At 58.5% G+C, this 26,358-nt stretch carries 28 protein-coding genes; 13 read left to right on the forward strand and 15 right to left on the reverse strand.

All coding sequences use genetic code 11. The annotated features are described in order from the left end of the window. Nucleotides 1–342: 342 nt before the first annotated feature. Complete coding sequence (locus ACIP1X_RS18675) at nt 343–993, forward strand: hypothetical protein (RefSeq protein ID WP_053125446.1); 651 nt, start codon at nt 343–345, stop codon at nt 991–993. A gap of 372 nt (nt 994–1,365) precedes the next feature. On the opposite strand, the gene ACIP1X_RS18680 is transcribed toward ACIP1X_RS18675, so the two are convergent. Both ACIP1X_RS18680 and ACIP1X_RS18685 read right to left on the reverse strand, forming a co-directional pair. Beyond that, entirely contained in the window at nt 1,366–2,892 is a 1,527-nt protein-coding gene (locus ACIP1X_RS18680) for a SulP family inorganic anion transporter (protein WP_053116386.1), read from the reverse strand. Nucleotides 2,893–2,982: 90 nt separating this feature from the next. Further along, nucleotides 2,983–3,711, reverse strand: coding sequence for a carbonic anhydrase (locus tag ACIP1X_RS18685; protein ID WP_053116387.1), 729 nt, complete (start codon nt 3,709–3,711; stop codon nt 2,983–2,985). A 499-nt stretch (nt 3,712–4,210) separates the two neighbouring features. Here ACIP1X_RS18685 and ACIP1X_RS18690 point away from each other — a divergent pair, with 499 nt between their 5' ends. Continuing rightward, nucleotides 4,211–4,789, forward strand: a complete 579-nt coding sequence (locus ACIP1X_RS18690) for a hypothetical protein (protein WP_400754184.1) — start codon at nt 4,211–4,213, stop codon at nt 4,787–4,789. Between the two features lie 81 nt (nt 4,790–4,870). On the opposite strand, the gene ACIP1X_RS18695 is transcribed toward ACIP1X_RS18690, so the two are convergent. Beyond that, nucleotides 4,871–5,929, reverse strand: coding sequence for a PA0069 family radical SAM protein (locus ACIP1X_RS18695; RefSeq protein ID WP_053116389.1), 1,059 nt, complete (start codon nt 5,927–5,929; stop codon nt 4,871–4,873). A 221-nt stretch (nt 5,930–6,150) separates the two neighbouring features. Here ACIP1X_RS18695 and ACIP1X_RS18700 point away from each other — a divergent pair, with 221 nt between their 5' ends. Continuing rightward, nucleotides 6,151–6,453, forward strand: coding sequence for a hypothetical protein (locus tag ACIP1X_RS18700; RefSeq protein WP_282358352.1), 303 nt, complete (start codon nt 6,151–6,153; stop codon nt 6,451–6,453). A gap of 73 nt (nt 6,454–6,526) precedes the next feature. On the opposite strand, the gene ACIP1X_RS18705 is transcribed toward ACIP1X_RS18700, so the two are convergent. From ACIP1X_RS18705 to ACIP1X_RS18715, 3 genes are read right to left on the reverse strand one after another with little or no spacing between them, the layout of a single operon-like run. Continuing rightward, the gene (locus ACIP1X_RS18705; RefSeq protein ID WP_400754187.1) at nt 6,527–7,807 is read right to left on the reverse strand and encodes a c-type cytochrome; all 1,281 of its coding nucleotides are present in this window, start codon (nt 7,805–7,807) and stop codon (nt 6,527–6,529) included. 12 nt (nt 7,808–7,819) lie between these two features. Next, a complete protein-coding gene (locus ACIP1X_RS18710) occupies nt 7,820–9,604 on the reverse strand; it encodes a GMC family oxidoreductase (RefSeq protein WP_400754189.1) in 1,785 nt (594 codons plus the stop codon). Between the two features lie 2 nt (nt 9,605–9,606). Beyond that, nucleotides 9,607–10,353 (reverse strand): gluconate 2-dehydrogenase subunit 3 family protein, encoded by a 747-nt coding sequence (locus ACIP1X_RS18715; protein WP_400754191.1) that lies wholly within the window; start codon nt 10,351–10,353, stop codon nt 9,607–9,609. 309 nt (nt 10,354–10,662) lie between these two features. Between ACIP1X_RS18715 and ACIP1X_RS18720 the strand changes: the two genes are divergently transcribed. Continuing rightward, a complete protein-coding gene (locus tag ACIP1X_RS18720) occupies nt 10,663–11,307 on the forward strand; it encodes a dual specificity protein phosphatase family protein (protein ID WP_159813343.1) in 645 nt (214 codons plus the stop codon). Here the strand turns inward: ACIP1X_RS18720 and ACIP1X_RS18725 are convergent. The 3 genes from ACIP1X_RS18725 to prlC all read right to left on the reverse strand — a co-directional run bounded on the left by ACIP1X_RS18725 (nt 11,294) and on the right by prlC (nt 15,796). Beyond that, entirely contained in the window at nt 11,294–13,342 is a 2,049-nt protein-coding gene (locus ACIP1X_RS18725; protein ID WP_400754194.1) for a M3 family metallopeptidase, read from the reverse strand. The genes ACIP1X_RS18720 and ACIP1X_RS18725 overlap by 14 nt on opposite strands. Before the next feature lie 112 nt (nt 13,343–13,454). Beyond that, nucleotides 13,455–13,748 (reverse strand): YheV family putative zinc ribbon protein, encoded by a 294-nt coding sequence (locus ACIP1X_RS18730; protein ID WP_053116396.1) that lies wholly within the window; start codon nt 13,746–13,748, stop codon nt 13,455–13,457. After that, the gene (prlC, locus tag ACIP1X_RS18735) at nt 13,745–15,796 is read right to left on the reverse strand and encodes an oligopeptidase A (protein ID WP_400754197.1); all 2,052 of its coding nucleotides are present in this window, start codon (nt 15,794–15,796) and stop codon (nt 13,745–13,747) included. Before prlC ends, ACIP1X_RS18730 begins: the two co-directional genes overlap by 4 nt. Before the next feature lie 88 nt (nt 15,797–15,884). Here prlC and ACIP1X_RS18740 point away from each other — a divergent pair, with 88 nt between their 5' ends. After that, nucleotides 15,885–16,430 (forward strand): gamma carbonic anhydrase family protein, encoded by a 546-nt coding sequence (locus ACIP1X_RS18740; RefSeq protein WP_053116398.1) that lies wholly within the window; start codon nt 15,885–15,887, stop codon nt 16,428–16,430. A gap of 29 nt (nt 16,431–16,459) precedes the next feature. Further along, the gene (locus ACIP1X_RS18745) at nt 16,460–17,110 is read left to right on the forward strand and encodes an HAD family hydrolase (RefSeq protein ID WP_053116399.1); all 651 of its coding nucleotides are present in this window, start codon (nt 16,460–16,462) and stop codon (nt 17,108–17,110) included. A 100-nt stretch (nt 17,111–17,210) separates the two neighbouring features. Here the strand turns inward: ACIP1X_RS18745 and ACIP1X_RS18750 are convergent, their stop codons facing one another. Next, on the reverse strand, nt 17,211–18,287 hold the full coding sequence (locus tag ACIP1X_RS18750) for an aminopeptidase (RefSeq protein WP_400754201.1): 1,077 nt from the start codon (nt 18,285–18,287) through the stop codon (nt 17,211–17,213). A 60-nt stretch (nt 18,288–18,347) separates the two neighbouring features. Between ACIP1X_RS18750 and ACIP1X_RS18755 the strand changes: the two genes are divergently transcribed. Further along, nucleotides 18,348–18,770 carry a hypothetical protein gene (locus tag ACIP1X_RS18755; protein WP_053116402.1) on the forward strand — a complete coding sequence of 141 codons (423 nt, stop codon included), beginning with the start codon at nt 18,348–18,350 and terminating at the stop codon, nt 18,768–18,770. A gap of 40 nt (nt 18,771–18,810) precedes the next feature. After that, nucleotides 18,811–19,230 carry a hypothetical protein gene (locus ACIP1X_RS18760; RefSeq protein WP_008081161.1) on the forward strand — a complete coding sequence of 140 codons (420 nt, stop codon included), beginning with the start codon at nt 18,811–18,813 and terminating at the stop codon, nt 19,228–19,230. Between the two features lie 6 nt (nt 19,231–19,236). On the opposite strand, the gene ACIP1X_RS18765 is transcribed toward ACIP1X_RS18760, so the two are convergent. Continuing rightward, complete coding sequence (locus ACIP1X_RS18765; RefSeq protein WP_008081158.1) at nt 19,237–19,476, reverse strand: DUF1161 domain-containing protein; 240 nt, start codon at nt 19,474–19,476, stop codon at nt 19,237–19,239. Nucleotides 19,477–19,735: 259 nt separating this feature from the next. Next, nucleotides 19,736–20,167, reverse strand: a complete 432-nt coding sequence (locus ACIP1X_RS18770) for an OsmC family protein (protein WP_053116403.1) — start codon at nt 20,165–20,167, stop codon at nt 19,736–19,738. Between the two features lie 243 nt (nt 20,168–20,410). Here ACIP1X_RS18770 and ACIP1X_RS18775 point away from each other — a divergent pair, with 243 nt between their 5' ends. Then, a complete protein-coding gene (locus ACIP1X_RS18775) occupies nt 20,411–21,412 on the forward strand; it encodes an LLM class flavin-dependent oxidoreductase (protein ID WP_212545477.1) in 1,002 nt (333 codons plus the stop codon). 250 nt (nt 21,413–21,662) lie between these two features. Here the strand turns inward: ACIP1X_RS18775 and ACIP1X_RS18780 are convergent, their stop codons facing one another. After that, nucleotides 21,663–21,887: a DUF1161 domain-containing protein gene (locus tag ACIP1X_RS18780; protein ID WP_158831637.1), complete on the reverse strand. Its 225-nt coding sequence runs from the start codon at nt 21,885–21,887 to the stop codon at nt 21,663–21,665. A 128-nt stretch (nt 21,888–22,015) separates the two neighbouring features. Beyond that, nucleotides 22,016–22,231 (reverse strand): dodecin, encoded by a 216-nt coding sequence (locus ACIP1X_RS18785; protein WP_053116406.1) that lies wholly within the window; start codon nt 22,229–22,231, stop codon nt 22,016–22,018. A gap of 157 nt (nt 22,232–22,388) precedes the next feature. Between ACIP1X_RS18785 and ACIP1X_RS18790 the strand changes: the two genes are divergently transcribed. Beyond that, nucleotides 22,389–22,715, forward strand: a complete 327-nt coding sequence (locus ACIP1X_RS18790; protein ID WP_007911686.1) for a YqjD family protein — start codon at nt 22,389–22,391, stop codon at nt 22,713–22,715. Here the strand turns inward: ACIP1X_RS18790 and ACIP1X_RS18795 are convergent. Then, the gene (locus ACIP1X_RS18795; RefSeq protein WP_400754206.1) at nt 22,688–23,605 is read right to left on the reverse strand and encodes a LysR family transcriptional regulator; all 918 of its coding nucleotides are present in this window, start codon (nt 23,603–23,605) and stop codon (nt 22,688–22,690) included. The genes ACIP1X_RS18790 and ACIP1X_RS18795 overlap by 28 nt on opposite strands. A 114-nt stretch (nt 23,606–23,719) precedes the next feature. Between ACIP1X_RS18795 and trpB the strand changes: the two genes are divergently transcribed. The 3 genes from trpB (at nt 23,720) to ACIP1X_RS18810 (ending at nt 26,357) form a co-directional block, all read left to right on the forward strand. After that, a complete protein-coding gene (gene trpB, locus ACIP1X_RS18800; protein WP_400754208.1) occupies nt 23,720–24,967 on the forward strand; it encodes a tryptophan synthase subunit beta in 1,248 nt (415 codons plus the stop codon). Continuing rightward, complete coding sequence (gene trpA / locus ACIP1X_RS18805; protein ID WP_400754211.1) at nt 24,967–25,779, forward strand: tryptophan synthase subunit alpha; 813 nt, start codon at nt 24,967–24,969, stop codon at nt 25,777–25,779. Before trpB ends, trpA begins: the two co-directional genes overlap by 1 nt. A 122-nt stretch (nt 25,780–25,901) precedes the next feature. After that, a complete protein-coding gene (locus ACIP1X_RS18810; protein WP_400754213.1) occupies nt 25,902–26,357 on the forward strand; it encodes an anti-virulence regulator CigR family protein in 456 nt (151 codons plus the stop codon). Nucleotide 26,358 lies beyond the last annotated feature (1 nt).

Below are 26,358 nucleotides of genomic sequence, written 5' to 3' on the forward strand. Positions count from 1 at the left end.
TCCCGCCGGCTTTCGCCTGCGGCAAGGGAGCGGCTGCATCAGACTACGAACTTGAATCGCCGGGCCTTGCTGCGGGTGCAGTCGGGCGTCATCAGCTAACTCCATTCACTGGCGAGTATAGTCAGCGGCTGAGAATTGCAACGTGGCGAAGTAAATGATCTGAAACAGCTGGAACTTGCGTTCAAGGGCACGAATGGAGAAGGATGCAGACGAGTGGTGGCAAATCGATATAACGCAGCTGCATCAAGGATGAAATAATTATGACAAATGCGTCTTAGCAATTTTCGTAAGCCAGCTAAGTTATGTCTTCCCTAATTCATTGCCTTGTTTCCTGGAGTTTTCATGAACACCGCCGCATTGCGCGAGCAGATCCAAACAGCCCAACAGCACGAGAAAGACACCGGCCTGCTGACCCGTCAGCTGGAAAGCAAGCTGCCTCATTTACACCCGGCCATTCAACTGCCGGAAGCCGACGCCCAAGGCGTGCTGACGCGTTTTGTCGCCGCCTACATCGATGAAGTGCCAGACCTGCTGGATGCAGCCAATGAAGTCGCCAGGGAAGCGGGAATCGAATCGCAGATCAAACCGGTGCTGAAAATCGCCGAGCAGTATTTCCTCCAGCCACCCGCCATCATGGCCGGGCATGTTGGCCTGGATAGCCTGCTGGATGAAGCCTATCTGGCGCACCGTTTTGTCGAAGAGGTCAACGACCTGTACATCAAGCATTTCGGCCAGCCACTGATCCCTTTGGACATGACGGTCGCCAACTTGATTGCTCACCAATTGATCGGTGAGGAATTTGCCAACCAACTGGACGAAGCGGTGCATCACGCGATCGACGAGATGCTCAACGACGAAAGTTTTGCGCTGGAATCGGTAGAAGCCTACCGCGAAAAACTCAGCAGCCCGGACACCGGCGCCGCGTGGAAACGCTGGCCATGCATGAGCCGCCGATTGGGCGTAGGCCTGGAACTCGACCAGCCTGCCGCCTGATTTCACACGATCCAATGTAGGAGCTGCCGCAGGCTGCGATCTTTTGATCTTGTTTTTTACAATCAAGATCAAAAGATCGCAGCCTGCGGCAGCTCCTACAGGGGTTGAGTTCAGCCGGGAATTTAACCGGCTGCACCGATGCCTGTTGTTGTGCGGATCCGCCCCTCAAGCCGTCGCTTCAACCCGCGTGACTCGATCAACAGCTTCGCCGCATTCGCCCGGCCCCATTTGATTTGAAGCCTTGTGCAAATCTCAATGTGGGAGGGGGCTTGCTCCCGAAGGCGGTGTGTCAGTCACTAACAATGTCGACTGATCCACCGCTTTCGGGAGCAAGCCCCCTCCCACAGGTTTTGTGTTCGCAACAGGGAGTTTTCAGCCGGCTGCACCGATGCCTGTTGTTGTGCGAATCCGCCCTTCAAGCCTGCGCTTCAACCCGCGCGACTCGATCAACAGCTTCGACCCCTTCGCCGCATTCGCCCGGCCCCATTCTTCCAGCAACTCCAGACACGAATGGTCGATGTAGCTCAAATTATTGAGCGGCACATGCACCGTCACGCCTGCCGGAATACTGTTGAGCACCTGGGTCAGCGCCGGCACTTTGAGGAAGGTCGCCGCGCCGATCAAACGCAATTCCATCTCGCCGTCCTGCGGCAGATCGATCAGGCTGATCTTCAACCGCGAGGCCTTGAACGCCAGCTTCAACAACGTCAGACCGAAACCCAGCAGCACACCGGTCAGCAGGTCGGTGAAGATGATCGCCAGCGCCGTCGCGGCATAGGTAAACATCGGCATCCGCCCATAACGGCTCAGACCGCGAAAGGCTTTCAGGTCGACCAGTTTGAAACCGGTATACACCAGCACACCGGCCAGACTCGCCACCGGAATGCTTTGCAGCACGCTCGACAGCAACAGCACGAACGCCAGCAGCCACAGGCCATGGAAAATCGTCGAGTAGCGCGTGGTCGCACCGGCCTGGACGTTGGCCGAACTGCGCACGATCACCCCGGTCATCGGTAGTGCGCCAACCAGACCGCAAAGCATGTTGCCGACCCCTTGCGCCGACAGTTCACGGTCGAAATCAGAACGTACGCCACTGTGCATGCGATCCACCGCAGCAGCGGACAACAGGGTTTCGGCACTGGCAATAAAGGCTACAGCGAACGCCGCTATCAACAACGTCGGATCGGCCAGACTGAGCAGATCTGTCGGCTTCAACCAGTCGATGGCTTCCGCGAGATTCGCCGGCACCTCAACGCGTTTCACCTGCAAGGCCAGCATCAGGCTAGCGCCCGTCGCCAGCCCCACGCCGAGCAGCGCGCCGGGAATAAACCGTAGCGAATGTGGGCGGAATTTTTCCCACAACCACATCACCGCAATCGTCGACAACCCGAGCAACCCGGCCTGCCAACCGAACGACGGCACGGCCTGAGCCACCGCCGCCGGGAATGCGGCGAGGTTATCCAGCCCGGAAGGCTTCGGTGACGCATCGAGCATCACATGCACCTGCGACAGCACGATCAACACGCCAATCCCCGCCAGCATCCCGTAGACCACCGCTGGCGCCGTCACCCGGAACCAGCAACCGAGCTTCAAGCGCCCGGCCACCAGTTGCAGAAAACCGGCGAGCAGCAGAATCGGCCCGAGCATCTCGATGCCGTGCTGGCGCACCAGTTCAAAGACCAACACCGCCAGACCCGCCGCCGGCCCACTGACCTGCAACGGCGACCCCGCCAGCCAACCGACCACCAAACCACCGATGATCCCGGTGATCAAACCCTTTGCCGGCGGCAACCCTGACGCAATCGCAATGCCCATGCACAGCGGCAGAGCGACCAGAAACACAACCACTGAAGCGAGCAGCTCCCGTGGCAACACCGCTTTCAATTGAGCCGCACGCATGGCGATTCTCCCGACGTTTTCTTCAGGCATGGCGAGGCCGGGCCGCTGAATCAGCGACCGGCGTCAAACCACACAGATGTTTAGGAAGATTTAGAAGCGCGCTTTGGGCGTCGCCACCGGAATCGGATGGCTGCCGTCGAGCGGCAGGAAGCGTCCCTGATCCGCGTCGTAAGCTTTGATTTCGCTGGTTTCGATGTCGTAAACCCAGCCATGGATGAACAGATGACCGTTCGCCATGCGCGAGGCTACCGAAGGATGGGTACGCAAGTGCTGCAGTTGGGCGATGACGTTTTCCTCGGTGAGGATCGGCATGCTTTCTTTTTCGTCGGCGCAGTTACAGTTCTCATGCACCATGGTTTTCGCGACTTCAGCGTGACGCAACCAGGCTTTGACCGTCGGCATTTTTTCCAGGCTGTCCGGGTTGAGCACCGCACGCATGGCGCCGCAATCGGAGTGGCCGCAGATAATGATGTGCTGCACGCCGAGCGCCAGTACCGCGTATTCGATCGCGGTGGAAACGCCGCCGTTCATCTGGCCGTAAGGCGGAACCACGTTGCCGACGTTACGGGTCACGAACAGATCGCCGGGCGAGCTGTGCGTAATCAGCTCGGGGACGATGCGCGAGTCAGCGCAGGTGATGAACATCGCTTTCGGCGCCTGGGCCGTGGCGAGTTTCTTGAAGAGTTCTTCCTGCTGCGGAAAAATCTCATGATGAAAATGCAAAAAGCCATCTACGATCTGGCGCAGCGCTGCATCGGCGGATTCCGCTTCTGGGGACGGCGCCGACGCAGCCAGCGGCTGTTTATCCTTATCACTCATGATTCATCCTCTTTGACGGATTCAGGGAATCTTCCCCGGTATTCCGGTATGAAGCCAGTGGCTGTTTAAAACTATCGCGGTCATCCAGACCGGTCAGTCACTCGATGAACAAGGTAGCCGCCGAAACTTAACTGAAACTGAATCAACCGCTCTAGAACGTGTGTTCCAGGTCACAAAAAACGTGACTGGCAGTTTTCGGCGGGGGGATACCAGCCCCTCAAACCTGTGCTAATTGTCGCTAAATCAATGACGTCTGGCGAGGTAGCAGACAGAAGGTTTGGTGATGCCGCTCTCAGTCTGCCTTTTAGCGATCGGGCTACATTGATCCAAGGGCTGTAGCGATGTAATGAGTTAGTTGTTAATAACGAAGTTGCGTTGTTGTTGATAATGGTGTTTATTTCTTGAAATAACTAACTAGTTGCGGTTTGATAGTTTAATTTTTATAGTTTTTCGGTGGGCGCAACTTTCGCGCTCTTATTAAAACTTTCAAGGATTGAAAATGACTACTTCGACTATTTTTGCAACTACCATGAATGCGCTGCGCGAATATCATAAGGCGCACTGTGACCATACGCCTGGTGCACGTCGTCAGGCGCTGGTTAAACCGGTTTATTCGACTTTGTCGACACTGACTGCCCTGAACCCTGAAGAGCAGGCTGCAATTGATGATCTGAAAAACGACTCTCAGCGAAGCGGTACAGTTAGCACTACCGTGATCCAGACCCAGATCACTGCGGATACCGAGGACTTCAAGAAAACCAACGGCGGTGATGACGCCGCTGCCGAATTCCGCAAACGCATGGAGGAGAAACGGGCAAGCCAAAAAGAAGCATCGAATAAACAGATCGACCATATGTACGATAAGGCCATCGGTATTGGCGAGAAGTATCCTGCTACCCAAGGCGCTATTCTTTCCGTTGCTGACAAGATCATGGCGTTCTTCAGTAACCTGTACAACGAGATTTATTTCTGGATCAGCAATATCGTTGAGAAGTTCTTAGTGTGGGTAAAAAACGCTTGGGAAAACATCAAAAATACTTTCAATACCATCGTCGACTGGATTAAGGGTTGGTTCTAATCAGCTTCTTGCTTAATTAATCAAGTTGTAAATCGCCTGTTCGAGCTTAGGCTCGATCAGGCGTTTTTTTGCGACGCCTATCTACAAGAGCGACATTTGCGCGCCCGGCGGGCAAAAAGCTGTGCAATCGAGGTTGTAGCCTTCGCGATGATTGAGGCCAAGGCGTTTAATCGCTTTGGCAAAGCGTTGCGCGAGCAGGTCGGCAAACGGCCCTTCGCCACGCATGCGGGCGCCGAAACGGCTGTCGTAAAGCTCGCCGCCACGGCTCTGGCGGATCAGGCTCAGCACATGCGCAGCGCGTTGCGGATAGTGCGCGGCCAACCATTCCTCGAACAGCGGCGCCACTTCCAGCGGTAAGCGCAACATCATGTAGGCAGCGCTTTGCGCACCAGCGGCGTGCGCCTCGTTGAGCAGGTTTTCGATTTCGCTGTCGTTGATCATCGGAATCATCGGCGAACACAGCACGCCGACCGGAATCCCCGCTTCGCGCATCACCCGAATCGCGCGCAAGCGTGCTTTCGGCGCAGCGGCACGCGGTTCGAGGATGCGTTTGAGTTCATCGTCCAGCGTGGTCAGGCTGATCATCACCGCCACCAGCCGCTGCTGCGCCAATTCAGTCAGCAGATCGAGATCGCGAAGAATCAGCGAGCCCTTGGTGACGATGGTCACCGGATGCCGGTAGCGCAGCAGCACTTCGAGGATCTGCCGGGTGATTTTGTGTTCGCGTTCGATCGGCTGATACGGATCGGTGTTGGAGCCCAGATTGATCGGCGCGCATTGATAGCCGCGTTTGCTCAGCTGTTCTTCCAGCACTTGCGCCGCGTTGGTCTTGGCGATCAGCCGAGTTTCGAAATCCAGTCCCGGCGACATGTCCCAATAGGCGTGACTGGGCCGCGCGTAGCAATAAATGCAGCCGTGTTCACAGCCTCGGTAGGGATTGATCGAGCGATCGAAGGGCAGGTCGGGCGATGTGTTACGGGTGATGATGGTTTTCGCGGTTTCGATCATCACCTCGGTGTTCTGTGTTTCGGGCACTTCCTGATACCAGCCGTCGTCCTCAGCTACCGAACGGCTCGGCGCGAAGCGGTTGTGCGGGTTGGTCGCGGTGCCGCGGCCGCGTGGGGGCAGGGCGATGGACATCAGTTGGATCCTTGGTCTGTATATCCATACAGTAATCGCAATAGGCGCGTTTTGGCCACTACCGTTTGGCTGCCCGGCAAGAAAAGCTGCGCGTCGGATGTTATCGACAATAAGTAAATTGTTATGTGCAAACTAGCGAAACAACTATCGGCTGGTTATTCGGTTCTTGAATTTGTAGTCTTTGGTGGTGTTCGAAACTTAATAAATAAAAGGATTTAGTTATGTCGTTTTTCAATGCTCGCGGTGTTTTTCTGCAACTGATGCAACCTGGCCCGTCGGAGCCTAATACACTGGTTTCCATGCAACTGGCGCGCAAGGAGTTGGCGTGGGACGCGCAAACTTCGACCGAAAGCGAATTGCTGGTTGATTCGATCATGGTCACCGCAACCTCTAAAGACGGCGGCAAGACCTTTACCATTGACCGTCTCAATCAAGATGTGGATCGCGACGGTGTGATTGGCGATGCAGACAAAGCCAAACTGGCGGCGCTCGCCAAAGCTTATGCAAGTATCATCAATCCGTAACTAAGATAGTTTTCATATTTATAAAAAAAACCCTGCTTGATTGCTCAAGCAGGGTTTCTTTAGTTGCAACTAATCAACGAGTGTCGATAGTTGCCTGGCTCAAATCGCCTTTGCGCAACTTCGCTACATCATCGGCATTCACGGCCGAACCCTTATTACCCCAACTGCCACGAATAAAACTCACCACATCCGCCACTTCCTGATCCGACAAACGCCAGGCGAAACCCGGCATGGTGAAAGTAGAAGGCGCAGTGTGCGTCGCAGGCAGGGTGCCGCCCTTGAGCACGATGTGAATCAGCGAGGTCGGGTCTTCCGATTGCAGTACCGGATTCCCCGCCAGTGCCGGGAACACACGCGTGTAACCGTGGCCGTCAGTGCGGTGGCAGGCCGCGCAGTTGTCGATGTACACCGAAGCACCGCGCTGGCTGTCGTCGCCATTCCACAAGGCTTTGGCGGCTTTCTCTTCGTACTGATGCGGCTGATCGGCAGGATCATTGGCCGGCAACGATTTGAGATAGCGGGCAATCGCGGTCAGGTCGGCGTCGGTCATGTATTGCATGCTGTGGGTGACCACGTCGCTCATGCCGCCGAACACCGCGCTGCGATCGCTGCGACCGGTTTTGAGAAACTGCACCAGTTGCTCTTCGCTCCAGCCGCCGAGGCCATCCTTGTGATCGCCGCGCAGGCTCTTGGCGATCCAGCCTTCCAGCGGCGCACTGCCGGCGAGGAAGTTGCTGCCATCGGCTGCGCTCAAGGATTTTTCCTGCATGGTCAGCGCCCGTGGCGTGTGACAGGCACCGCAATGGCCGAGGCCCTCAACCAGATACGCGCCACGGTCGATCACCGGGTCGGTACTCGTTGCTTTGTAGTCCTCGACCTTCGGCGCAAACATCCAGCGCCAGCCCATCAGCGGCCAACGCATGCTCAACGGCCACGGAATGTCGCTGGCCTTGTTCTCCTGCGCGACCGGTTCGACGCCGTGCATAAAGTACGCGTACAGCGCCTGCATGTCGGTTTCGCTGACACGCGCGTAGGACGGATACGGCATCGCCGGGTACAACGTACTACCGTTTTTAGCGACGCCATGGCGCACGGCCTGATCGAAGTCTTCGAAGCTGTATTCACCGACGCCGGTTTTATCCGGGGTGATGTTGGTCGAGTAAATCGTGCCGATCGGCGTTTCCATCGGCAGACCACCGGCGAACGGCTTGCCGCCCTTGGCCGTGTGGCAAGCCACGCAGTCACCGGCGCGGGCGAGGTATTCGCCTTGTTTGATCAAGGCTTGATCAACCTCAGTCGCATGGATTGAGGCGCTGCCGAGCAGGGCCAGGGTCGCGATAACGAAATTCTTCATGGTCATCGCTCCTTAAGCCTGAACCAGCGGGCCGGGGTTTTTCAGGTACTGCTCGCGGATCGCTTTTGCCGACCAGTAGGTCAGTGCGGCAACCAGCCCTGTCGGGTTGTAGCCCAGGCCTTGCGGGAACGCCGAGGCGCCCGGAACGAAGACGTTGTGCACGTCCCAACTCTGCAAGTAGCGGTTCAGCGCGCTCTTCTTCGGATCGGTGCCCATGATCGCGCCACCGTTGAGGTGGGTGGTCTGGTACGCGGCGGTGTTGAAGTGGTCGCCGACTTTCTTGCCGATCACCGCAATGGCTTTCGGGCCCATCGCTTCGGCGACCTTGCCCATTTTTTCGACCATGAAGCGGTTCATCTTGATGTCGTTTTCCTGCCAGTCGAACGTCATCCGCAGCAGCGGCAAACCGTAGGCATCGCGGTACACCGGGTCGAGATCGAGGTAGTTGCCACGGTAGGACTGATGCGCGCCGTGGGCGTCCATCGACACTTGGTGGGTGTAGTAATCGGCGGTCGCACGTTTCCACGCACTGCCCCAGGCCGGCGTGCCCGGCGGGTTCGAGGTGCCGGCGATCGGTCGGCTGCCCGCTTGGTTGACCCACATCGGCGAACCGCCGACGAAGCCGTGCGGGCCGTGGTCGAAGTTGTCGGCGTTGAAGTCGTCCAGCGCCACGCCGTTACCGCCGGCGCCGATGAAGTTGTTGGTGTGGGTGTCCTTGTCAAAGAACGCCTTGATGGTCGCCATGTTCTGGTAGGCGAAGTTACGCCCGATCACTCCTTCGCCAGTCTTCGGGTCGTACGGTTTGCCGATGCCGGACAGCAGCAGCAAACGTACGTTGTGCAACTGGAACGCGCCGAGGATCACCAGATCCGCCGGTTGCTCCATTTCGCGACCCTGTGCATCGATGTAGGTGACGCCGGTGGCTTTGCTCTTGGTGCTGTCGAGGTTGATCCGCAGCACGTGGGCGTTGGCGCGCAACTCGAAATTCGGCAGCGGCTTCAGCGCCGGCAGAATGTTCACGTTCGGCGACGCCTTGGAATACATGTAGCAAACATAACCGCTGCAAAAACCGCAGAAGTTGCACGGGCCCATCTGCGCGCCGTAAGGGTTGGTGTACGGCCCCGACGTATTCGCGGACGGCAGGTTGTAGGGTTTGTAACCGACTTCTGTAGCCGCTTTGCCGAACAGCTGTGCGGAAACCGTATTCTTCTGCGCTTCCAACGGGAACGGGTTGGAGCGATCCGGCGCGTACGGGTTGCCGCCCTTGCCCTGACCGACCAGTTGGCCTTTCACCGTCCACGCTTGACCCGAGGTGCCGAAAACTTTTTCGGCGTAATCGAAGAACGGCTCCAGCTCTTCATAGCTGACGCCGAAGTCCTGGATGGTCATGTCCTTGGGGATAAAGCTTTTGCCGTAGCGCTCTTCGTAATGGCTGCGCATGCGCAACTCGATCGGGTCGACCCGGAAGTGCACACCCGACCAGTGCAGGCCGGCGCCACCAACACCGTTGCCCGGCAGGAACGCGCCCAACTGGCGGTTCGGCAGGGCGATGTCGTTGACGCTGTGGCGGATGGTGACGGTCTCTTTGGAGATGTCCTGAAAGAGTTTTTTGCGCACGCTGTAGGTGAGTTCGTCGATCACCTGTGGATAGTTGCCGTCGGGGTAAGTGTCCTGCATCGGCCCGCGCTCCAGCGCCAGCACGTTGAGGCCCGCTTCGGTCAGCTCCTTGGCCATGATCGCGCCGGTCCAGCCGAAACCGATGATGACTGCGTCTACTTTCTTCAATACCGTTGCCATGCTTACGCCCTCTCGCCGCGAATCGACACTGCCGGGAAGGGGTATTGCTCGTTGCGTTCGACCCAATCCATGAAATCGGCGCGGGCGCCGGGGAAACCGATCATCGTCCAGCCAACCATGCCTTTATTGCCACCGTGGATCGGGTCGCAGAAGAAGCCTTCCTTGGTGTTTTGCAGCAGCAGGTTGAAGAAAATCTTCGCCGGAACCGCATCGAACTGCGGCTTGCCGGCTTCGAGTTGCTTGAGCAAATCTTCTCGGGTAGCGCTGTCTTGGTCGGCAAATACTTTACCGTTGAGGGATTTTGCCCACTGATCCGTGGCGGCGATGCCGAGGCGATAGATTTCTTTCGGTACCAGTTTGCTCTGCCAGCCCATTTCCGGCGCAGCGTCGGCATTGAACGGGCCTTGCATGTACCAAAGGGCACCGGCGGCGTACGGCGTGTTCATTTGGCGATCGATGTATTCCGGCACACCGGCTTCGAGCGCGCCCGGGCCTTGGGCATCGTTGGGGATCAACTGCGCGACGGCGGCATTGATGAATGCCCATTCTTCGGCGGTGAAATAGCTCGGTTGATACACCTCGGCGTCAGCGCGAGCGGCTGGCGCGGCCGGTGCAGCGGGCGCCGCTTCAGGCGCGGCTTGCAAGACGCTGCTGCCCAGGCTGGTGCCAGCGAGGGTCACGACCGGAATCAGGGTCAGGGATTTGCGCAAAAACTCACGCCGCGGGTTGTCTCGATCTTGATCAGACATGGAAGGTGTACCTCATCAGGCATCAATGGTGGTCAGCTGTTTCTGCGAACGGCTTGAGGATTTTTCGTCGCGACGTGGCCGGTGGAAGACCCGGAGGAGGGAAAGCGTCTGCAACATCATGTGACAAATGGTAGCAGGCTAAGCATCGGGATGAACCGATTCAGTGAAAAAAAGCCCGGATTTCTTGGATGAAATCGATGAAACAACGCGGATTCACGTTTCTTTGACAAACGCCTCACGGGGCTTTGACCGCGCAACATCGAAGCTACGGCTCCTATTCCTGAAGAATTCCGACACGGTCACCTCAGCATGTCCCCAGTGCGTTTGTTTCCTGTTTTGTGTTTATCGCTTGTAGCGCTGTTGCAGTGGATGCCGACTCCGGCTGACGCCGCCACCCCGGTTCGCCCGACTGAATGGGCGCAACCGGTTGAAGTGCAATACAACCTGTTTCAGATGTCACCGACGCTCTACCGTAGCGCCTTGCCCGATAGTGGCGCGGTGCCGTTGCTGAAAAATCTCAAAGTCGCCACGGTGATTACCTTTTTGCCGGAATCCGACCAGAACTGGCTGTCGGACTCCGACATCAATCAGGTGCAACTGCCTTACCGCACCAACCACGTCGACGACGCTGACGTACTGAAAACCCTGCGCGCCATTCAGGCTGCCGAAGCCAACGGCCCAGTGTTGCTGCACTGCAAACACGGTTCCGATCGCACCGGTTTGATGGCGGCGATGTACCGTGTGGTTGTGCAAGGCTGGAGCAAAGAAGACGCGCTGAGCGAAATGACCCAAGGCGGATTCGGCGAGAGTGGGCATTTCCGCGACAGCGTGCGCTACGTGATGCAGGCCGATGCTGACAAGCTGCGCACCGCGCTGGCCAATGGTGATTGCAGCACCAGCGCGTTCGCCACGTGCTCGATGAAGAGCTGGTTTCAGTCGGTCAATTTGAAGTAACAGTGGTTGGATCGGGCGCGGTTTCAAACAACTCCGCGCTGACGGGGCGCCCGAGAAATTTTTCCAGAGCACTCAGCAACGTCGGCGAGTCGCCGGAAAAAAATGCCTCGCGAAACGCCCGGCCGGTTTGCGGGTTGAACACGCCGTCGTGCTCGAAGCGTTTGAACGCCTCGGTCGCCAGCACGCCCGACCATTTATAGGCGTACACCGAAGCTTCATAACCGGTGACCAAATAGTCGAAGCTGTTGGCAAACCGGCAGTAGTCCGGCATTTGCAGTTCGGCAAACTGGCGCTGCACCCCATCGAACACCTGCGCAATGCTGCGGCCGTCGCCATGGCGGTGGTGCAACTCGAAATCGAACAAAGCGCCCATCATTAACATCCCGGTCGCTCGACTGGATTGCGCGCTCAAAGCCGTGAGCGCGGTGTTCACACGCGCTTCTGACAGGCGCTCCCCGGTTTGATGATGCGCCGCCAGCCACAAGATAAATTCTCGCGACAAACACCATTGCTCAAACAACTGCCCGGCGAATTCGGCGGTGTCGCGTGGGAACTGGGAAATGCCCGACAGGTTGTGATGCGGCGAGCGCGTCAGCACGTGTTGCAGGCAATGCCCGAATTCATGGAACAGCACCCGCAAATCGTGATGCGACAGCAGGCACGGGTGTTCGGGCGTGGGGGCGGTGAAGTTACTGGACAGCACGGCGATCGGCGTCGACGCCCGACCTTCGGCATCGATTCGCCGGTTGCGCACCGTGCCCGTCCAGGCATAGTCCGCAGCGTGTTTGCCCGCGTAAGGGTCAAGGTAGATATGCCCGATGACTTGGCCATGTTCGCTGACTTCATACAAGCGGACATGCTCATGCCAGCGATCAAACGTGCGCTGCTCGTGAATCGTGATGCCGAACAAATGTTCGCTGAACCGGCATAACCGCTGCACGGTTGCGTCCAGCGGGAAATACTGCCGCAAGCCTTGCAGCGCGCCGTCCAGTTGCTGCACCCGTAACCGTTCGGCGAGGAATTCCTGATCCCAGGCCTGAATGGTTCCAAAGCCCTGCTGATCGGCGAACGCCTGCAGCGTTTTCGACTCTTGCTCCATCAGCGGTTTGGCTTGCGCGACTTGTCGCTGCAGGAAGGCGCTGACTTGCGCGGTGGAGGTGACCATCCGATCGTTGAGGCGCAGTTGCGCGAAGTTATCGAAGCCGAGAATTTCGGCTTTCTCATGCCGCAACGTCAGCAGCAAACTCAGCACCGGCTCGTTATCGAACTGATCCGCCTGCGGGCCTTGATCCGATGCGCGGGTCGTCCAGGCAATGAAATATTCCTCGCGCAAAGTGCGGTCGCGCGCGTACGTCATGATTTGGTGGCAGGTGTTTTGATCCAGCGTGAGTAGCCAGCCGTCGAGCCCGGCCTGTCTGGCCTTGAGTGCCAGTTGCGCCTGGCTGTGCGGGCTTAGACCGTCGAGCCGCGCGGCGTCGGTGATGTGTTTTGTCCATGCAGCGTTGGCGAGATCGATCTGGCTGGCGAACAGCTGTTCGAGCAGGCCGATGACGCGATTCAAACGGGCGAGTTTCTCCTGTTGCACCGCCGGTAACTCAACTCCGGACAAGCGCAACCTGCGCAGGATTTTGGCCAGTGACGCTTTGCGTGAAGCATCGAAATGGACGGCGACCGCACTGTTTTCCAAGCGTTGAAACGTACGGAACAACGGCACGCTCGCCAACGTGTCAGTCCGGTATTGCCCGGCGATCTGGTTGCACTGCGCGCTGGCTTTTTCCCACGCGCTATCGGCGGATTTTCCCATCGAAAGGTATTCGATCACCGCCATGGCTTCAGCCAATGTGGCATCAGCTTCATCGACGGCGAGGATCAGATCGTCCCAGTTCGGCTGCTCGGTCTGGCTGGCGATTACTTGTTCAATGATCAGTTGGTTGTTGGCCACAATCGTTGTGATCGCAGGCACCAAATGTTCAGCGCGCACGGTTGACCACGGCGGCAGCGTCCAGCGTTGTAACAGCGGATTGGAGTCAGGCATGGCGTCTTCCTTGAGGATGGCTGAAAGAGCCAGCCTAATCAGGAAGCGCGGGGGAAGTGCGGTACATAGTTACCACCTTTCACCGCCAAAACGGTGAAAGGTGGTTTACGCATCAGTGTTGCTCGTCAGGCTTTTTCTTCAGCTTCGGGTTGGGGAAAAACTGTACGGCTTGCACGGTTTTGTCCGGCGCAGGTTTGCTGATAGCGCTGGTGTTGACCCGCGTGCCCAGTTCTTTCGGCACCGACAGCCCTTGCTCGTTGAGCGTGTCGGAGTAACCGCAAGCCACACATTCGCGGTGCGGCACGCTGTCTTCGTTCCACATCATCAACTTGTCCGGCTCGCTGCACGCCGGGCAGACCGCCCCGGCGATAAAGCGTTTTTTGGTAATCACAGGCCCCTCACTCATGCTGCCGCGTCCTCACTCAGGCCGCTGTGGCGCAACAGTGCGTCAATCGACGGCTCACGGCCACGGAAGTCGACGAACAGCACCATCGGTGCCTGCGAACCGCCGCGCGCCAGAATCGCTTCGCGGAAGGCGCGACCGGTTTCTGCGTTGAGCACGCCGTCTTCTTCGAATTTCGAGAAGGCATCGGCCGACAATACTTCAGCCCACTTGTAGCTGTAGTAACCCGCCGCGTAACCGCCGGCGAAGATGTGCGCGAAGCTGTTCGGGAAGCGGTTGTAGGCTGGCGGACGCATCACCGACACCTCGTCGCGGATACCTTCGAGTACCTGTGCAACGCTGCGGCCGTCACCGTGGGTGGCGTGCAGTTCGAAGTCGAACAGCGAGAATTCCAGCTGACGCACCATCATCAGGCCGGACTGGAAGTTTTTCGCCGCGAGCATTTTTTCCAGCAGATCCTGCGGCAGCGGCTCGCCGCTTTCGTAGTGAGCGGAAATCAGCGCGAGGCCTTCCGGCTCCCAGCACCAGTTTTCCATGAACTGACTTGGCAGCTCGACCGCGTCCCACGCCACACCGTTGATCCCGGAAACACCGGCGTGATCAACGCGGGTCAGCAGGTGATGCAGGCCATGGCCGAATTCGTGGAACAGCGTGGTCACTTCATCGTGGGTCAGCAGCGCAGGCTTGCCGCTGTCGGCCGGGGTGAAGTTGCACACCAGATTGGCCACCGGGCTTTGCAGTACGCCGTCGATGGTGCGACGACGGTCGCGGGCGCCGTCCATCCATGCACCGCCACGCTTGTTGGCGCGAGCATAGAGGTCGAAGAAGAAGCGGCCGACGTGCTGGCCGTTTTCCTTGATTTCGAACAGGCGCACGTCCGGGTGCCAGGTGTCGAAGCCTTTCTGTTCGGCTATTTCGATGCCGTACAGGCGCTGAACAATGGCGAACAGACCGCCCAGGACTTTATCGATCGGGAAGTAGGCGCGCAGGGTTTCCTGAGCAACGCTGTAGCGTTGTTCGCGAAGTTTTTCGCCATAGAAACCGCTGTCCCAGCTTTGCAGATCGGCGCAGCCCTGTTCGGCGGCGTAAGCGCGCAGCTGTTGCAGATCTTGTGCGGCGAACGGTTTGCTGCGCTTGGCCAGATCGCGCAGGAAGCTCAGTACCTGATCGCTGGATTCAGCCATTTTCGTCGCCAGGCTCAGTTCGGAGAAGCTGGCGAAACCCAGCAGCCTGGCCAGTTCCTGACGCAGGTCGAGGATCTCTTCCATCACCGGGCCATTATCGTTCTGGCCGGCGTTCGGGCCTTGATCCGAGGCGCGGGTGCAGTAGGCGGCGTAGACTTCTTCACGCAGCGCACGGTCTTGCGCGTAGGTCATCACCGCGTAGTAGCTCGGGAATTCCAGGGTGATCAGCCAGCCGTCGAGGCCTTTGGCCTGAGCGGCGGCGGCCATTTGCGCCTTGGCCGAATCGGTCAGGCCGGCGAGGGCGGCTTCATCGGTGACGTGCTTGGTCCACGCCTGAGTGGCGTCGAGCAGTTGATTGGAGAAACGACTGCCCAGCTCGGACAGTTTGCTCTGCACTTCGGCGTAGCGTTTCTGTTCGGCTTCCGGCAGGTCTATACCCGACAGACGGAAGTCACGCAGAGCGTGTTCCAGAATAGTCTTCTGCGCCACGTCGAAACCGGCGGCTTCCGGGCTGTTGGCCAGCGCTTCAAACGCCTGGAACAGTTCGCGGTTCTGGCCCATCTCGGTGGAGTAGGCGCTCAAGGCTGGCAGGCACGACTCGTAGGCTTCACGCAATTCGGCGCTGTTGCACACGGCGTTGAGGTGGCTGACCGGGCTCCATGCGGCGCCGAGGCGATCATTGAGTTCGTCCATCGCCAGTACCAGGCCGGCCCAGGTAGGGTTCTGGACTTGGGTCTTGAGGATTTCGGCGATGGCGGCGCGGTTGTCGGCCAGGATGGTTTCAATGGCTGGCAGGACGTGTTCGGCACGGATCGTGGAGAACGGTGGCAGGTCGTAGGACTGCAGCAGAGGGTTGTTCACGCTCACGGTTGGCACCTTGGCTGGGGAAACATTGCCCCATCTTAATTACAATCGGCATTCACCGCAGCTATCGGCGACAGAGAGAGAAATTATCGTGTCCGTTCGCAAGTACCAGAATCACACCCCCAGCCTGAGCAAAGGCGCGTTTGTCGACCGCTCGGCGGTGGTGATCGGCGATGTGGAAATTGGCGAAGACAGCTCGGTCTGGCCGCTGACCGTGATCCGTGGCGACATGCACCGCATTCGCATCGGTGCGCGCACCAGCGTGCAGGACGGCTGCGTGTTGCACATCACCCACGCCGGCCCGTTCAACCCCGACGGATTTCCGCTGCTGATCGGCGACGACGTGACCATCGCCCATAAAGTCATGCTGCATGGCTGCAGCGTCGGCAGCCGCGTGTTGATCGGCATGGGCAGCATCGTCATGGACGGCGCGGTGGTTGAAGACGACGTGATCATCGGCGCCGGCAGCCTGGTGCCGCCGGGCAAACGTCTGGAAAGCGGCTTCCTTTATGTCGGTAGCCCGGTAAAACAGGTTCGCCCGCTGAGCGACAAGGAACGCGCCTTCTTCACCTACAGCGCGGCCAATTACGTGAAGCTAAAGGATCTGCATCTGGCCGAAGGCTACGACACACTCTGAATCGAATTGGCGACTGCCCAGGAACTCCCATGCATTACCAAACCGTACTGTTCGACCTCGATGGCACCCTCACCGACCCGCGTGAAGGCATCACCCGCTCCATTCAGTTTGCCTTGGCCAAACTCGGCATCGATGAGCCGGACTTGACCAAGCTCGAACACTTCATCGGCCCGCCGCTGTTGCAGGCATTTATGCAGTTTTACGATTTTGATGAAGCTAAAGCGTGGGAGGCGGTGAATTTCTATCGCGAGCGCTTCAAGGTCACCGGTCTGTATGAGAACCGCGTGTTTGATGGCGTTACACCGTTGCTGGAAACCCTCGGCGGCCAAGGTCGGCAGCTGTATATCGCGACGTCCAAGCCGTGGATATTCGCCCGCGAGATCGCCCGGCACTTTGATTTCGCCCGGCACTTCAAAGTGATTTACGGCAGCGAACTGGATGGCACCCGCACCAATAAGGTTGAGCTGATTGCGCATCTGGTGAAGGAAGAAGGGCTGGATCCGGCGAATACGCTGATGATCGGCGACCGTAAGCACGACCTGATTGGCGCACGCAGCAATGGGCTGGACGCGGCGGCGGTGGGCTATGGCTTTGGCAGTTTTGAAGAGCTGAATGCCGAAGCGCCGGCTTATCACTTTGAAACGCTGGATGAGTTACATCAGGCGTTTTTGCGGCGCTGATCAGTCCGTCTTCGCGAGCAAGCCCGCTCCCACATTTGGGATGCATTCCCCCTGTGGGAGCGGGCTTGCTCGCGAAAGGGCCGGCCTAGCCAATGCAAAATCAGGATTGCGCCAATGCCTTGAGCGCCGCCTTACGCTCAGTCACCGGCAACCCACCCAACCGCTCAACCTCGGCATAAAACCTCAGCCAATCTCCCCCGACCTGTTTGAACAACGCCGAAAACGCTGGCACCCACTGGTCGTACAGGCCAAACGGCAACAACCGCGCATTGTTCAGCGGCGCATTCACCCAAGCGTCATAGCGCTTATCCCCGGCCCACTGGCTGTCGCGCATCACCCGATAATCCCGGCGAAACTGCTCGAACTCCGCCGCTTTACGTTCGCGCATCTGCTCAGCCGGTAATGGCTGTGCATACAGCTTCTCCAGCCGTGATCGCACATCCAGCACCAGCTCAATGAATTGATCCCGCTGCTGCAACCGCGAGTCGGTATCCGCCGGCAACCCGCGAAACGCGCGCCATTGCCGCGTGCCTTCCTGTTCGACAAACGTGGCGAAGGACTCGTTGAACTCGGTGTCATCCTTCACATAAAAGCGCTGATGCGCCAGTTCATGGAAGATCAGCGTGGCCAGGCGTTCGTCGCCCCAGCCCATCATCGTGTTGATGATCGGATCGTTGAACCAGCCCAACGTCGAATAGGCCTCGACGCCGCCAATCGATACGTCCATGCCCTGCAACCGCTGGATCGCCGCCTCGCCTCGCGCCGCGCCTTGGCTGTAATAGCCGCGATAAGCCACACACCCGGCAATCGGGAAGCAATGGTTCTGCGGCGTCAGGGAAAACTCCTGAGTGGCGAACACATTCCACACCACGAACGGCTGGCCAATGTCGGCGTACAGGCGATAGCTTTGGTTATCGGGCAGGTGCAGATGTTCGCTGGCGAAGGCACGAGCCTTTTGCGATTGGCTCAGGTGCGCGCGCAACTTCGCATCGCGGCCCGGGTCGGCAATCACCTCGGCCACTGGCTCGCGCGCCCGCAGCAGTTGCAGCTGCCCGCTGGCCAACTGGCTGTAATAGCTGACGCTGGCGCAACCGTTGAGCAACAAAAACATCACACCCGGAAACAAAATCCGAAAAACGCGATCAAGTAACCCATGGCTTGCAAACGGCCTGATCACAATAAGAAATCCCCCCGGAAAGTCTGCTCGCAAGACTATCCCGCCTTAAGGAGCACCGCTATGCGCATGTTGATGCTGACGGGAGGCCTGCTGACGCTGGCCGGTTGTGCCAATTTCGGAATGCCCGACCCTGACCCTTCACAAGCCTGGATCGATCTCGATGCCCGGCAACAGGACACGACTCTGCAAGCGCTGAAGGTCGACAGCCAGGCCGCGATTGATAAACGCTATTTTGAAGTCGAGCCCGGCAGCCATGAATTGAAGGTGCGCTATCAGTTCCCGGTAGACGCCAGCAACATCGGCCCCGACGCCGAACCGCTGTGGCGCGATTGCCAGTTGAATGTGAAATTCAAGGATTTCAACGCCGGCCAGCGCTATCAGTTGCAGGCGGGCAGTATCGGTTTCCGGCCATGGGCCAAACTTTATGACGAGCAGCGCAAAGTCGTCGGGCAGGGCACACCGGCGGGCTGCCAGAAGACTTGATCGGCGTTATGCTGGCTGTCCTCATCAAAGGACATTGATCATGCGCAGGTTGACGTTGTTGCTGGTAGGAAGTGTGCTTGCCGGCTGTCAGAGCCCGCTGCCAGCGGTCGATCCGCAAATGGCCTGGGTCGACTTTTCGATGCCGACACCCGGCGGCAAGGTGTTGATGGCTGAACGCCTGGATAACCAGCGTCTACGCGACGGGCGTTTTTTCCAGGTCACGCCGGGCAGCCATGAATTGACGGTGCGCTTTGATTTCGAGATTTTCGGCGGCGGTCAGGGCATGGATACCGATCCGCAGGAACGCCTGTGTTACATGACCGTACCCTATGACCACTTCGAAGCCGGGCAACGCTACCGGCTCGAAGCACGGTCGCTGGCCTTCACGCCAAGCGCCCGGTTGATCAATCGTCAGGGGCAGATCGTTGCCGAAGAACGGCAGATCAACTGCGTGCCTTAAGCGTTATCAGGAGTCGTTCTTCTGATAGATGATCGCTTTGGTGCCGTTCTCACACGAACCCACCACCATGGCGATATCGTGCTTGGCCGCCTCTTCCTTGCTGACAATTTCCAGCGTGTACGAAGGCACGGCTTTGGCCTGGATCTTGATCTCGATTTCTTTTCTCAGTTCTTCGCAGTCTTTCGGTGCCGCAACAACCGAAGTGGCCAATGCACTGCAGAGGATGGCCAAGCCAATACGTTTCATGAGTGAAGCTCCCTGAGGCAGCGCGCACGGGCGTGCGCTGAAGCTGCTGTCACGTATTCGACCATATTTTTGTAAAGCGAGTTCTGACTTTGCGCACAAGATGTGCGCACAGTTTCTGATTTGCGGTGATGTTGAGATCGCTATCGCGAGCAGGCTCGCTCCTACATTTGATCACCGGCGGACACAATTTCTGTGATCGACCGAAATCCCCTGTAGGAGTGAGCCTGCTCGCGAAAGCGTCAGACCTGCTAACTCCGAATTAACTGACCAGCGTTGCTTCTAGACTGATCTGCGCATTCAACACTTTCGACACCGGGCACCCTTCCTTGGCCTTTTTGCTCAGCTCATCAAACTGCGCTTGGGTCGCCCCAGGGATTTTCGCCTTGAGAATCAGCTTCACCGCGGTGATCGCAAACCCGCCGTCCACCTGATCAAGGGTCACTTCAGCCTGAGTATCGATGCTGTCAGCCGTCAGGCCCGCATCGCCGAGAATCATCGAGAATGCCATGGAGAAACAGCCGGCATGCGCAGCGCCGATCAGTTCTTCCGGGTTGGTGCCCTTGCCGCCCTCGAAGCGGGCCTTGAAGCCGTAGGGTGCTTCTCTGAGGACACCGGTTTCGGTGGAGATCGAGCCGATGCCGGTTTTCAGATCGCCTGCCCAATGTGCGGATGCTTTCTTCACGATAGCCATGTCTGCCTCCTCAAGATCTGACGCGGAAACGCCGCGTCGTCGTGGTTTTTGCTTGCAAGGCTTCTGAGGATAGACGTCGGAACAAAGTTCAGCCCGTCTGAATCGTTGACTTTTTTAGTAGGAAATATCTTCGCTGCTATTGAAACTCGGGTATATGCCCTCATTGCATGAAACACGCTTATGGATTCGGCAGGATTTCGTTCGCTAAGAAAAACCTGCCGCCTCACTCGGAGACGCAGGTTTATGAAACAACTGTCCGACGTAAAATTTTCCACCCTCGATCTGGTGCCAGTGCGCGAAAACGGCAGCCCGGCGCAAGCGCTGCGCAATTCGCTGGATCTGGCGCAGCACGTCGAGAAATTCGGCTACACGCGATTCTGGGTGGCGGAACACCACAACATGGACGGCATCGCCAGCTCGGCGACTTCGGTGCTGCTCGGCTATCTGGCCGGCGGTACGTCGACCATTCGCGTCGGCTCCGGCGGCGTGATGCTGCCCAACCATGCGCCGCTGGTGATCGCCGAGCAGTTCGGCACCCTGGAAAGCCTGTACCCGGGACGGATTGATCTGGGTCTGGGCCGTGCGCCTGGTTCCGATCAGATGACCGCGCGTGCGCTGCGCCGCGAGCGTTCAGGCAGCTCTGATGATTTCCCCGAAGATGTCGCCGAACTGGCGCGCTTCCTCGGCCCGCGCACCCCGGATCAACGGGTGATCGCGATGCCGGGCACGGGCACCAATGTGCCGATCTGGTTGCTCGGTTCCAGCCTGTTCAGCGCGCAACTGGCCGGTGAGCGCGGTTTGCCGTACGCCTTCGCCTCGCACTTCGCCCCGCGCTTCATGCATGAGGCGATTCGCGTTTATCGCAATCACTTCAAACCGTCGGCAGTGCTCGACAAGCCGTACGTGATGCTCGGTGTGCCATTGGTGGCCGCAGATACCGATGAGCAGGCGGATTATCTGGCGACGTCGGTGTACCAGCGCATTCTGGCGCTGATGCGCGGGCAGAGTCTGGTGCAGCGTCCGCCGGTGAAAACCATGGACGGCTTGTGGCTGCCGCATGAGCGTGAGGCGGTAGGTGATTTCCTTGGGCTGGCGATGGTGGGTGGCCCGCAGAAGATCCGCGCGAAGCTGGAAGTGCTGATTGAGCAGACGCAGGCGGATGAGCTGATTTTTACCAGCGATTTGTATGAACACGCTGATCGCGTGCATTCGTACGAACTGCTGGCGCAAGTCATGAAGGGCTGAAAAGCCCCTCACCCTAACCCTCTCCCGGAGGGAGAGGGGACTGACAGGGTTGAATGTTCGAGGTACGCCGACCTGAAATATCCAGTCGCACTCAGATTCTGAACACCCCCCGATTTGCTCCCTTTCCCCCTCTACCCCTTGGGGGAGAGGGCTGGGGTGAGGGGGTTCGATTTCAAATCCACCAAAAAACCCAAATCCTGGACACAAAAAAGCCGACGCATTCACGTCGGCTTTTGTATTTCAGGCGCAATCAGCCGCGCTTGTAGACGATTTCCTTGGTCTTGCCCTCGCAGGTGCCGACGACTTTGCCGCCAGCCGCCGCGCCCTTATCGACAATCTCCAGCGAATACCCGGAAACGCCCTTGGCATCCAGCTTCGCCGCAATCTCGCTTTTCAGCTCTTCACATGGCTTACCGGCAGCAAACGCACCACCCGCAAGGCTCAACAAACCTACTGCCAACATAAACTTCTTCATCGGTCGCACTCCCTGGTCGGATTGAAAGAGGCGGGCATCGGATCATCCACCCGATGCGCTCACCCTATAGCGCTTTGCCATTCCTATGGCACTCGGCCAGCGCGCAAGTTCAGAAGACTAGTCCAAACTCAGCTGCTGGCAATCTTGAAGCCGACTTTCAGCGTCACCTGAAAGTGCGCGGCCTTACCGTTTTCGATATGACCACGGGTTTCGGTGACTTCAAACCATTCCAGGTTGCGGATGGTCTTGTTGGCTTCGGCAATTGCGTTGTTGATGGCTTCTTCGATGCTAGTGGTCGACGAACCGACCAGCTCGACTTTCTTGTACGTGTGATGGTCACTCATAACGAACTCCTTGGCGTGTGGGATTGAGACTAGCAGTGAATCTGCACTGTTGATTTCGGCGGCGCTGAGCAGGCGAAGTTCAGATTTTCTGCACTTTCTCGAACCGCTGAAGTCCCAACCAACACACGCCACTCATCACCAATGCAGGAGAGCCACCATGGCCAACACCTCTTTACGTAAAGCCTCGTTGCAAAGCATGGAAGCCGAGATCGAGAGTCTGCTCAAGTCGTTGGAAAGCCTGAAGGACGACGCTTCGGACGAGTCGCGCAAGACCCTCAAGGCGCTGAAAAGTAATGCCGAAAGCGCGCTGAAACATTCGCGTCACCTGCTCAGCGATGCCTATGAAGAAGTCAAAGTGAAAACCCGCGAAACCGGGATCGCCACCCGCGATTACGCCCAGGAACATCCGTGGACGACCGCCGGTGTCGCGGTCGGTGCAATCGGTCTGCTGGCCGCTTACTTGCTGTTCAAGCGCGGCGAGTGATCGCTCTGGCGCAGCTCGTTCTTGAGCCATTGCGCCAGTTGCCGAGCGCGTCCGTCTGCGGCGCGCTTGGGTAGCCACAACGCCAGTTGCGCCGGGGTTTCACTGAAGCCCCACGGCGCAACCAGGCGACCGGCCTTCAAATCTTCCGTCACCAGTGGCTCCGGCGCGATGGCCACGCCGAGACCAGCGACGGCTGCCTCCAGCAAATAATACAAATGCTCAAAACCTTGCCCAAGCTTCAGCGCTTTTGCGTCGAGGTCGCTTTGCTGTGCCCAGCTTGGCCACGCTTGTGGGCGCGAGGTGGTGTGCAGCAGCGGTTCATTGAGCAGTGCCGAGGCTGGCGCGGCTTGCAGGGGCTGATAGCCGCTGAACAGGGGGCTCATCACCGGGCCGATGCGTTCTGCAGCTAGTTCGTAAACCTGCATATCTGCTGGCCATGGCGGCTCGGCGAACAGCAGCAAAGCATCCAGCCCCGGACGCCGAGGATCGAGATCGCCTTCACCCGCTGAAAGATGCAGACGCAAATCCGGCAGATCGGCATTCAATCGTCCCAAACGCGGAATAAACCAGCGCGCCAGCAGACTTCCCGAGCATCCCAACACAAACGGCGCATCGGCGGTGCTCTGAGTTAACTCGGCGCAAACACTGCGCAGCCGATCAAAAGCTTCGCCACTGGCATCACGCAAACGCATACCGGCATCTGTGAGTTTCAAGCCGCGACCATCCTTGACGAACAGGCTGACACCCAGGTGTTCTTCGAGCACTTTGAGCTGACGACTGACCGCACCGTGTGTAACGTGTAGCTGCTCGGCAGCCTGACTGACACTGTTCAGACGGGCGGTCGCTTCGAACGCGCGCAGGGCGTTCAGCGGGGGAAGGTCGTGGCTCATGGTATCTGTGAGTTTTCCTGACAGGTTGTGGCGATCTTATCGGTTTTCAGCGTAGAAGGTCAGGGGTAGAGTGGTCGTCATTGTCTTATCACCCGAATTCACCTGGAGCGACTCATGACCCAGACTTCGAACACCTCTGATCTGCGTAATGGCCCGGACGATAACGGCCTGTTCGGCGCGTTCGGTGGCCGCTACGTGGCGGAAACCCTGATGCCGTTGATCCTCGATCTGGCCCGCGAATACGAAGCGGCCAAGGAAGATCCGGCATTCAAAGAAGAATTGGCCTACTTCCAGCGTGACTACGTCGGACGTCCGAGCCCGCTGTATTTCGCTGAACGCCTCACTGAATTCTGCGGCGGCGCGAAGATTTATCTCAAGCGCGAAGAGCTGAACCACACCGGCGCGCACAAGATCAACAACTGCATCGGCCAGATCCTGCTGGCGCGACGCATGGGCAAGAAACGCATCATCGCCGAGACCGGCGCCGGCATGCACGGCGTGGCCACGGCCACCGTCGCTGCACGTTTCGGTCTGGATTGCGTGATCTACATGGGCACCACTGACATCGAACGTCAGCAGGCCAACGTCTTCCGCATGAAATTGCTGGGTGCTGAAGTGATTCCGGTTGTTGCCGGCACTGGCACCCTGAAAGACGCGATGAACGAAGCCTTGCGTGACTGGGTGACCAACGTCGACAACACCTTCTACCTGATCGGCACCGTGGCCGGCCCGCATCCATACCCAGCGATGGTTCGCGACTTCCAGGCCGTCATCGGCAAGGAAACCCGCGATCAGTTGCAAGCCCAGGAAGGTCGTCTGCCGGACAGCCTGGTGGCGTGCATCGGTGGCGGTTCTAATGCGATGGGCCTGTTCCACCCGTTCCTCGACGACAAGAGCGTTGAAATCATCGGTGTTGAAGCTGCGGGTTACGGCATTGAAACCGGCAAGCACGCGGCGAGCCTTAATGGCGGCGTTCCGGGTGTGTTGCACGGCAACCGTACCTTCCTGCTGCAGGACGACGATGGCCAGATCATCGATGCCCACTCGATTTCCGCCGGCCTCGACTACCCGGGCATCGGCCCGGAACACGCGTGGTTGCATGACATCGGCCGCGTTCAGTACACCTCGGTGACCGACGACGAAGCCCTCGACGCATTCCACAAATGCTGCCGCCTGGAAGGGATTATTCCTGCACTGGAAAGTGCCCACGCCTTGGCCGAAGTGTTCAAACGCGCACCGAAGCTGCCGAAGGATCACCTGATGGTGGTCAACCTGTCGGGCCGTGGCGACAAAGACATGCAGACCGTCATGCATCACATGGAACACTCTCAGCAAGAGCAGTCAAAGCAGGAGAAACACTGATGAGCCGCCTGCAAACCCGTTTTGCCGACCTCAAAGAACAGAACCGCGCCGCGCTGGTGACCTTCGTCACCGCCGGTGATCCGGACTACGACACCTCGCTGGCGATCCTCAAAGGTTTGCCGGGTGCCGGCGCCGACGTGATCGAGCTGGGCATGCCGTTCACCGACCCGATGGCCGACGGCCCGGCGATTCAGTTGGCGAACATCCGTGCCTTGGGCGCCAAACAGAACCTGCTGAAAACCCTGCAAATGGTTCGCGAATTCCGCGAAGGCAACAGCGACACGCCGCTGGTGCTGATGGGTTACTTCAACCCGATCCACATGTATGGCGTTGAGCGCTTCATCGCTGACGCGAAAGAGGCCGGCGTTGACGGTCTGATCGTGGTCGACATGCCGCCTGAGCATAACGCCGAGCTGTGCGACCCGGCGCAGGCTGCCGGTCTGGACTTCATTCGTCTGACCACGCCGACCACCGACGATGCGCGTCTGCCGCGAGTGCTTAATGGCAGCTCCGGTTTTGTTTACTACGTGTCGGTGGCCGGTGTGACCGGTGCTGGCGCTGCAACGCTGGAACACGTCGAAGAGGCGGTGACCCGTCTGCGTCGTCACACCGATCTGCCAATCAGCATTGGTTTCGGCATCCGTACGCCGGAGCAAGCGGCTGCCATCGCGCGTCTGGCTGACGGTGTGGTGGTGGGTTCGGCATTGATTGATCACATCGCCAACGCGACCACTCCTGCACAAGCCATCGACGGTGTGTTGGGTCTGTGCTCGGCACTGTCCGAAGGCGTGCGTAAGGCCCGCGTCAGCTGAAGGTAAAGTTCCTGATACAGAGGAATTAGCACCTCAAAGCGCAGACTAATCCAGCAAGACCGAGGGCTTCAGAACATCGTTCTGCAGCCCTTTTTGCTGTTTGTGCCGTGAGGAAAGACCCGATGAAAATGCCGAAACGTCTGATAGCCGGACTGGGCGTACTGATGCTCAGTGCAACGCCGCTGCTGGCCAGCGCCGATCAGCGCGACGATCACGACCACGGCGGCCCGTCGCAGGGCCATTACGATAACCACGGTGATGATAATCGCGACGATCACCGTGGCCCGCAGAACGAACATCGTGGCGGCCCGCCACCGCACGACTTCGGCCCGGTGCGCCAGACCATTCGTGACAATCATGGCTACTTTGTACGCGGTGCACCGCCGCCTCCGGGGATTCATCTGGAGCGTGGCCGGCCGCTGCCGCACGGCTATTACGGCGAGCGTCTGGACAGTCGCGCGTTGGGTCGCTTGCCGGTGTATCCGGGCTACGAATGGCGCCGGACTGGCGGCGATATCGTGCTGATCGCGGTGGGCACCGGGATCGTTTACGAAATCCTCGATGGCGTCCTCAATTGAT

Source organism: Pseudomonas sp. NPDC088885, from assembly GCF_044750025.1.
Taxonomy (GTDB): Bacteria; Pseudomonadota; Gammaproteobacteria; order Pseudomonadales; family Pseudomonadaceae; genus Aquipseudomonas; species Aquipseudomonas rustica.

Coding starts and splice junctions, on each gene's coding strand:
- ACIP1X_RS18675 (WP_053125446.1), top strand. CDS start 343: ATGAACACCGCCGCATTGCGCGAGCAGATCCAAACAGCCCAACAGCAC.
- ACIP1X_RS18680 (WP_053116386.1), bottom strand. CDS start 2,892: ATGCGTGCGGCTCAATTGAAAGCGGTGTTGCCACGGGAGCTGCTCGCT.
- ACIP1X_RS18685 (WP_053116387.1), bottom strand. CDS start 3,711: ATGAGTGATAAGGATAAACAGCCGCTGGCTGCGTCGGCGCCGTCCCCA.
- ACIP1X_RS18690 (WP_400754184.1), top strand. CDS start 4,211: ATGACTACTTCGACTATTTTTGCAACTACCATGAATGCGCTGCGCGAA.
- ACIP1X_RS18695 (WP_053116389.1), bottom strand. CDS start 5,929: ATGTCCATCGCCCTGCCCCCACGCGGCCGCGGCACCGCGACCAACCCG.
- ACIP1X_RS18700 (WP_282358352.1), top strand. CDS start 6,151: ATGTCGTTTTTCAATGCTCGCGGTGTTTTTCTGCAACTGATGCAACCT.
- ACIP1X_RS18705 (WP_400754187.1), bottom strand. CDS start 7,807: ATGAAGAATTTCGTTATCGCGACCCTGGCCCTGCTCGGCAGCGCCTCA.
- ACIP1X_RS18710 (WP_400754189.1), bottom strand. CDS start 9,604: ATGGCAACGGTATTGAAGAAAGTAGACGCAGTCATCATCGGTTTCGGC.
- ACIP1X_RS18715 (WP_400754191.1), bottom strand. CDS start 10,353: ATGTCTGATCAAGATCGAGACAACCCGCGGCGTGAGTTTTTGCGCAAA.
- ACIP1X_RS18720 (WP_159813343.1), top strand. CDS start 10,663: ATGTCCCCAGTGCGTTTGTTTCCTGTTTTGTGTTTATCGCTTGTAGCG.
- ACIP1X_RS18725 (WP_400754194.1), bottom strand. CDS start 13,342: ATGCCTGACTCCAATCCGCTGTTACAACGCTGGACGCTGCCGCCGTGG.
- ACIP1X_RS18730 (WP_053116396.1), bottom strand. CDS start 13,748: ATGAGTGAGGGGCCTGTGATTACCAAAAAACGCTTTATCGCCGGGGCG.
- ACIP1X_RS18745 (WP_053116399.1), top strand. CDS start 16,460: ATGCATTACCAAACCGTACTGTTCGACCTCGATGGCACCCTCACCGAC.
- ACIP1X_RS18755 (WP_053116402.1), top strand. CDS start 18,348: ATGCGCATGTTGATGCTGACGGGAGGCCTGCTGACGCTGGCCGGTTGT.
- ACIP1X_RS18760 (WP_008081161.1), top strand. CDS start 18,811: ATGCGCAGGTTGACGTTGTTGCTGGTAGGAAGTGTGCTTGCCGGCTGT.
- ACIP1X_RS18765 (WP_008081158.1), bottom strand. CDS start 19,476: ATGAAACGTATTGGCTTGGCCATCCTCTGCAGTGCATTGGCCACTTCG.
- ACIP1X_RS18770 (WP_053116403.1), bottom strand. CDS start 20,167: ATGGCTATCGTGAAGAAAGCATCCGCACATTGGGCAGGCGATCTGAAA.
- ACIP1X_RS18775 (WP_212545477.1), top strand. CDS start 20,411: ATGAAACAACTGTCCGACGTAAAATTTTCCACCCTCGATCTGGTGCCA.
- ACIP1X_RS18780 (WP_158831637.1), bottom strand. CDS start 21,887: ATGAAGAAGTTTATGTTGGCAGTAGGTTTGTTGAGCCTTGCGGGTGGT.
- ACIP1X_RS18785 (WP_053116406.1), bottom strand. CDS start 22,231: ATGAGTGACCATCACACGTACAAGAAAGTCGAGCTGGTCGGTTCGTCG.
- ACIP1X_RS18790 (WP_007911686.1), top strand. CDS start 22,389: ATGGCCAACACCTCTTTACGTAAAGCCTCGTTGCAAAGCATGGAAGCC.
- ACIP1X_RS18795 (WP_400754206.1), bottom strand. CDS start 23,605: ATGAGCCACGACCTTCCCCCGCTGAACGCCCTGCGCGCGTTCGAAGCG.
- trpB (WP_400754208.1), top strand. CDS start 23,720: ATGACCCAGACTTCGAACACCTCTGATCTGCGTAATGGCCCGGACGAT.
- trpA (WP_400754211.1), top strand. CDS start 24,967: ATGAGCCGCCTGCAAACCCGTTTTGCCGACCTCAAAGAACAGAACCGC.
- ACIP1X_RS18810 (WP_400754213.1), top strand. CDS start 25,902: ATGAAAATGCCGAAACGTCTGATAGCCGGACTGGGCGTACTGATGCTC.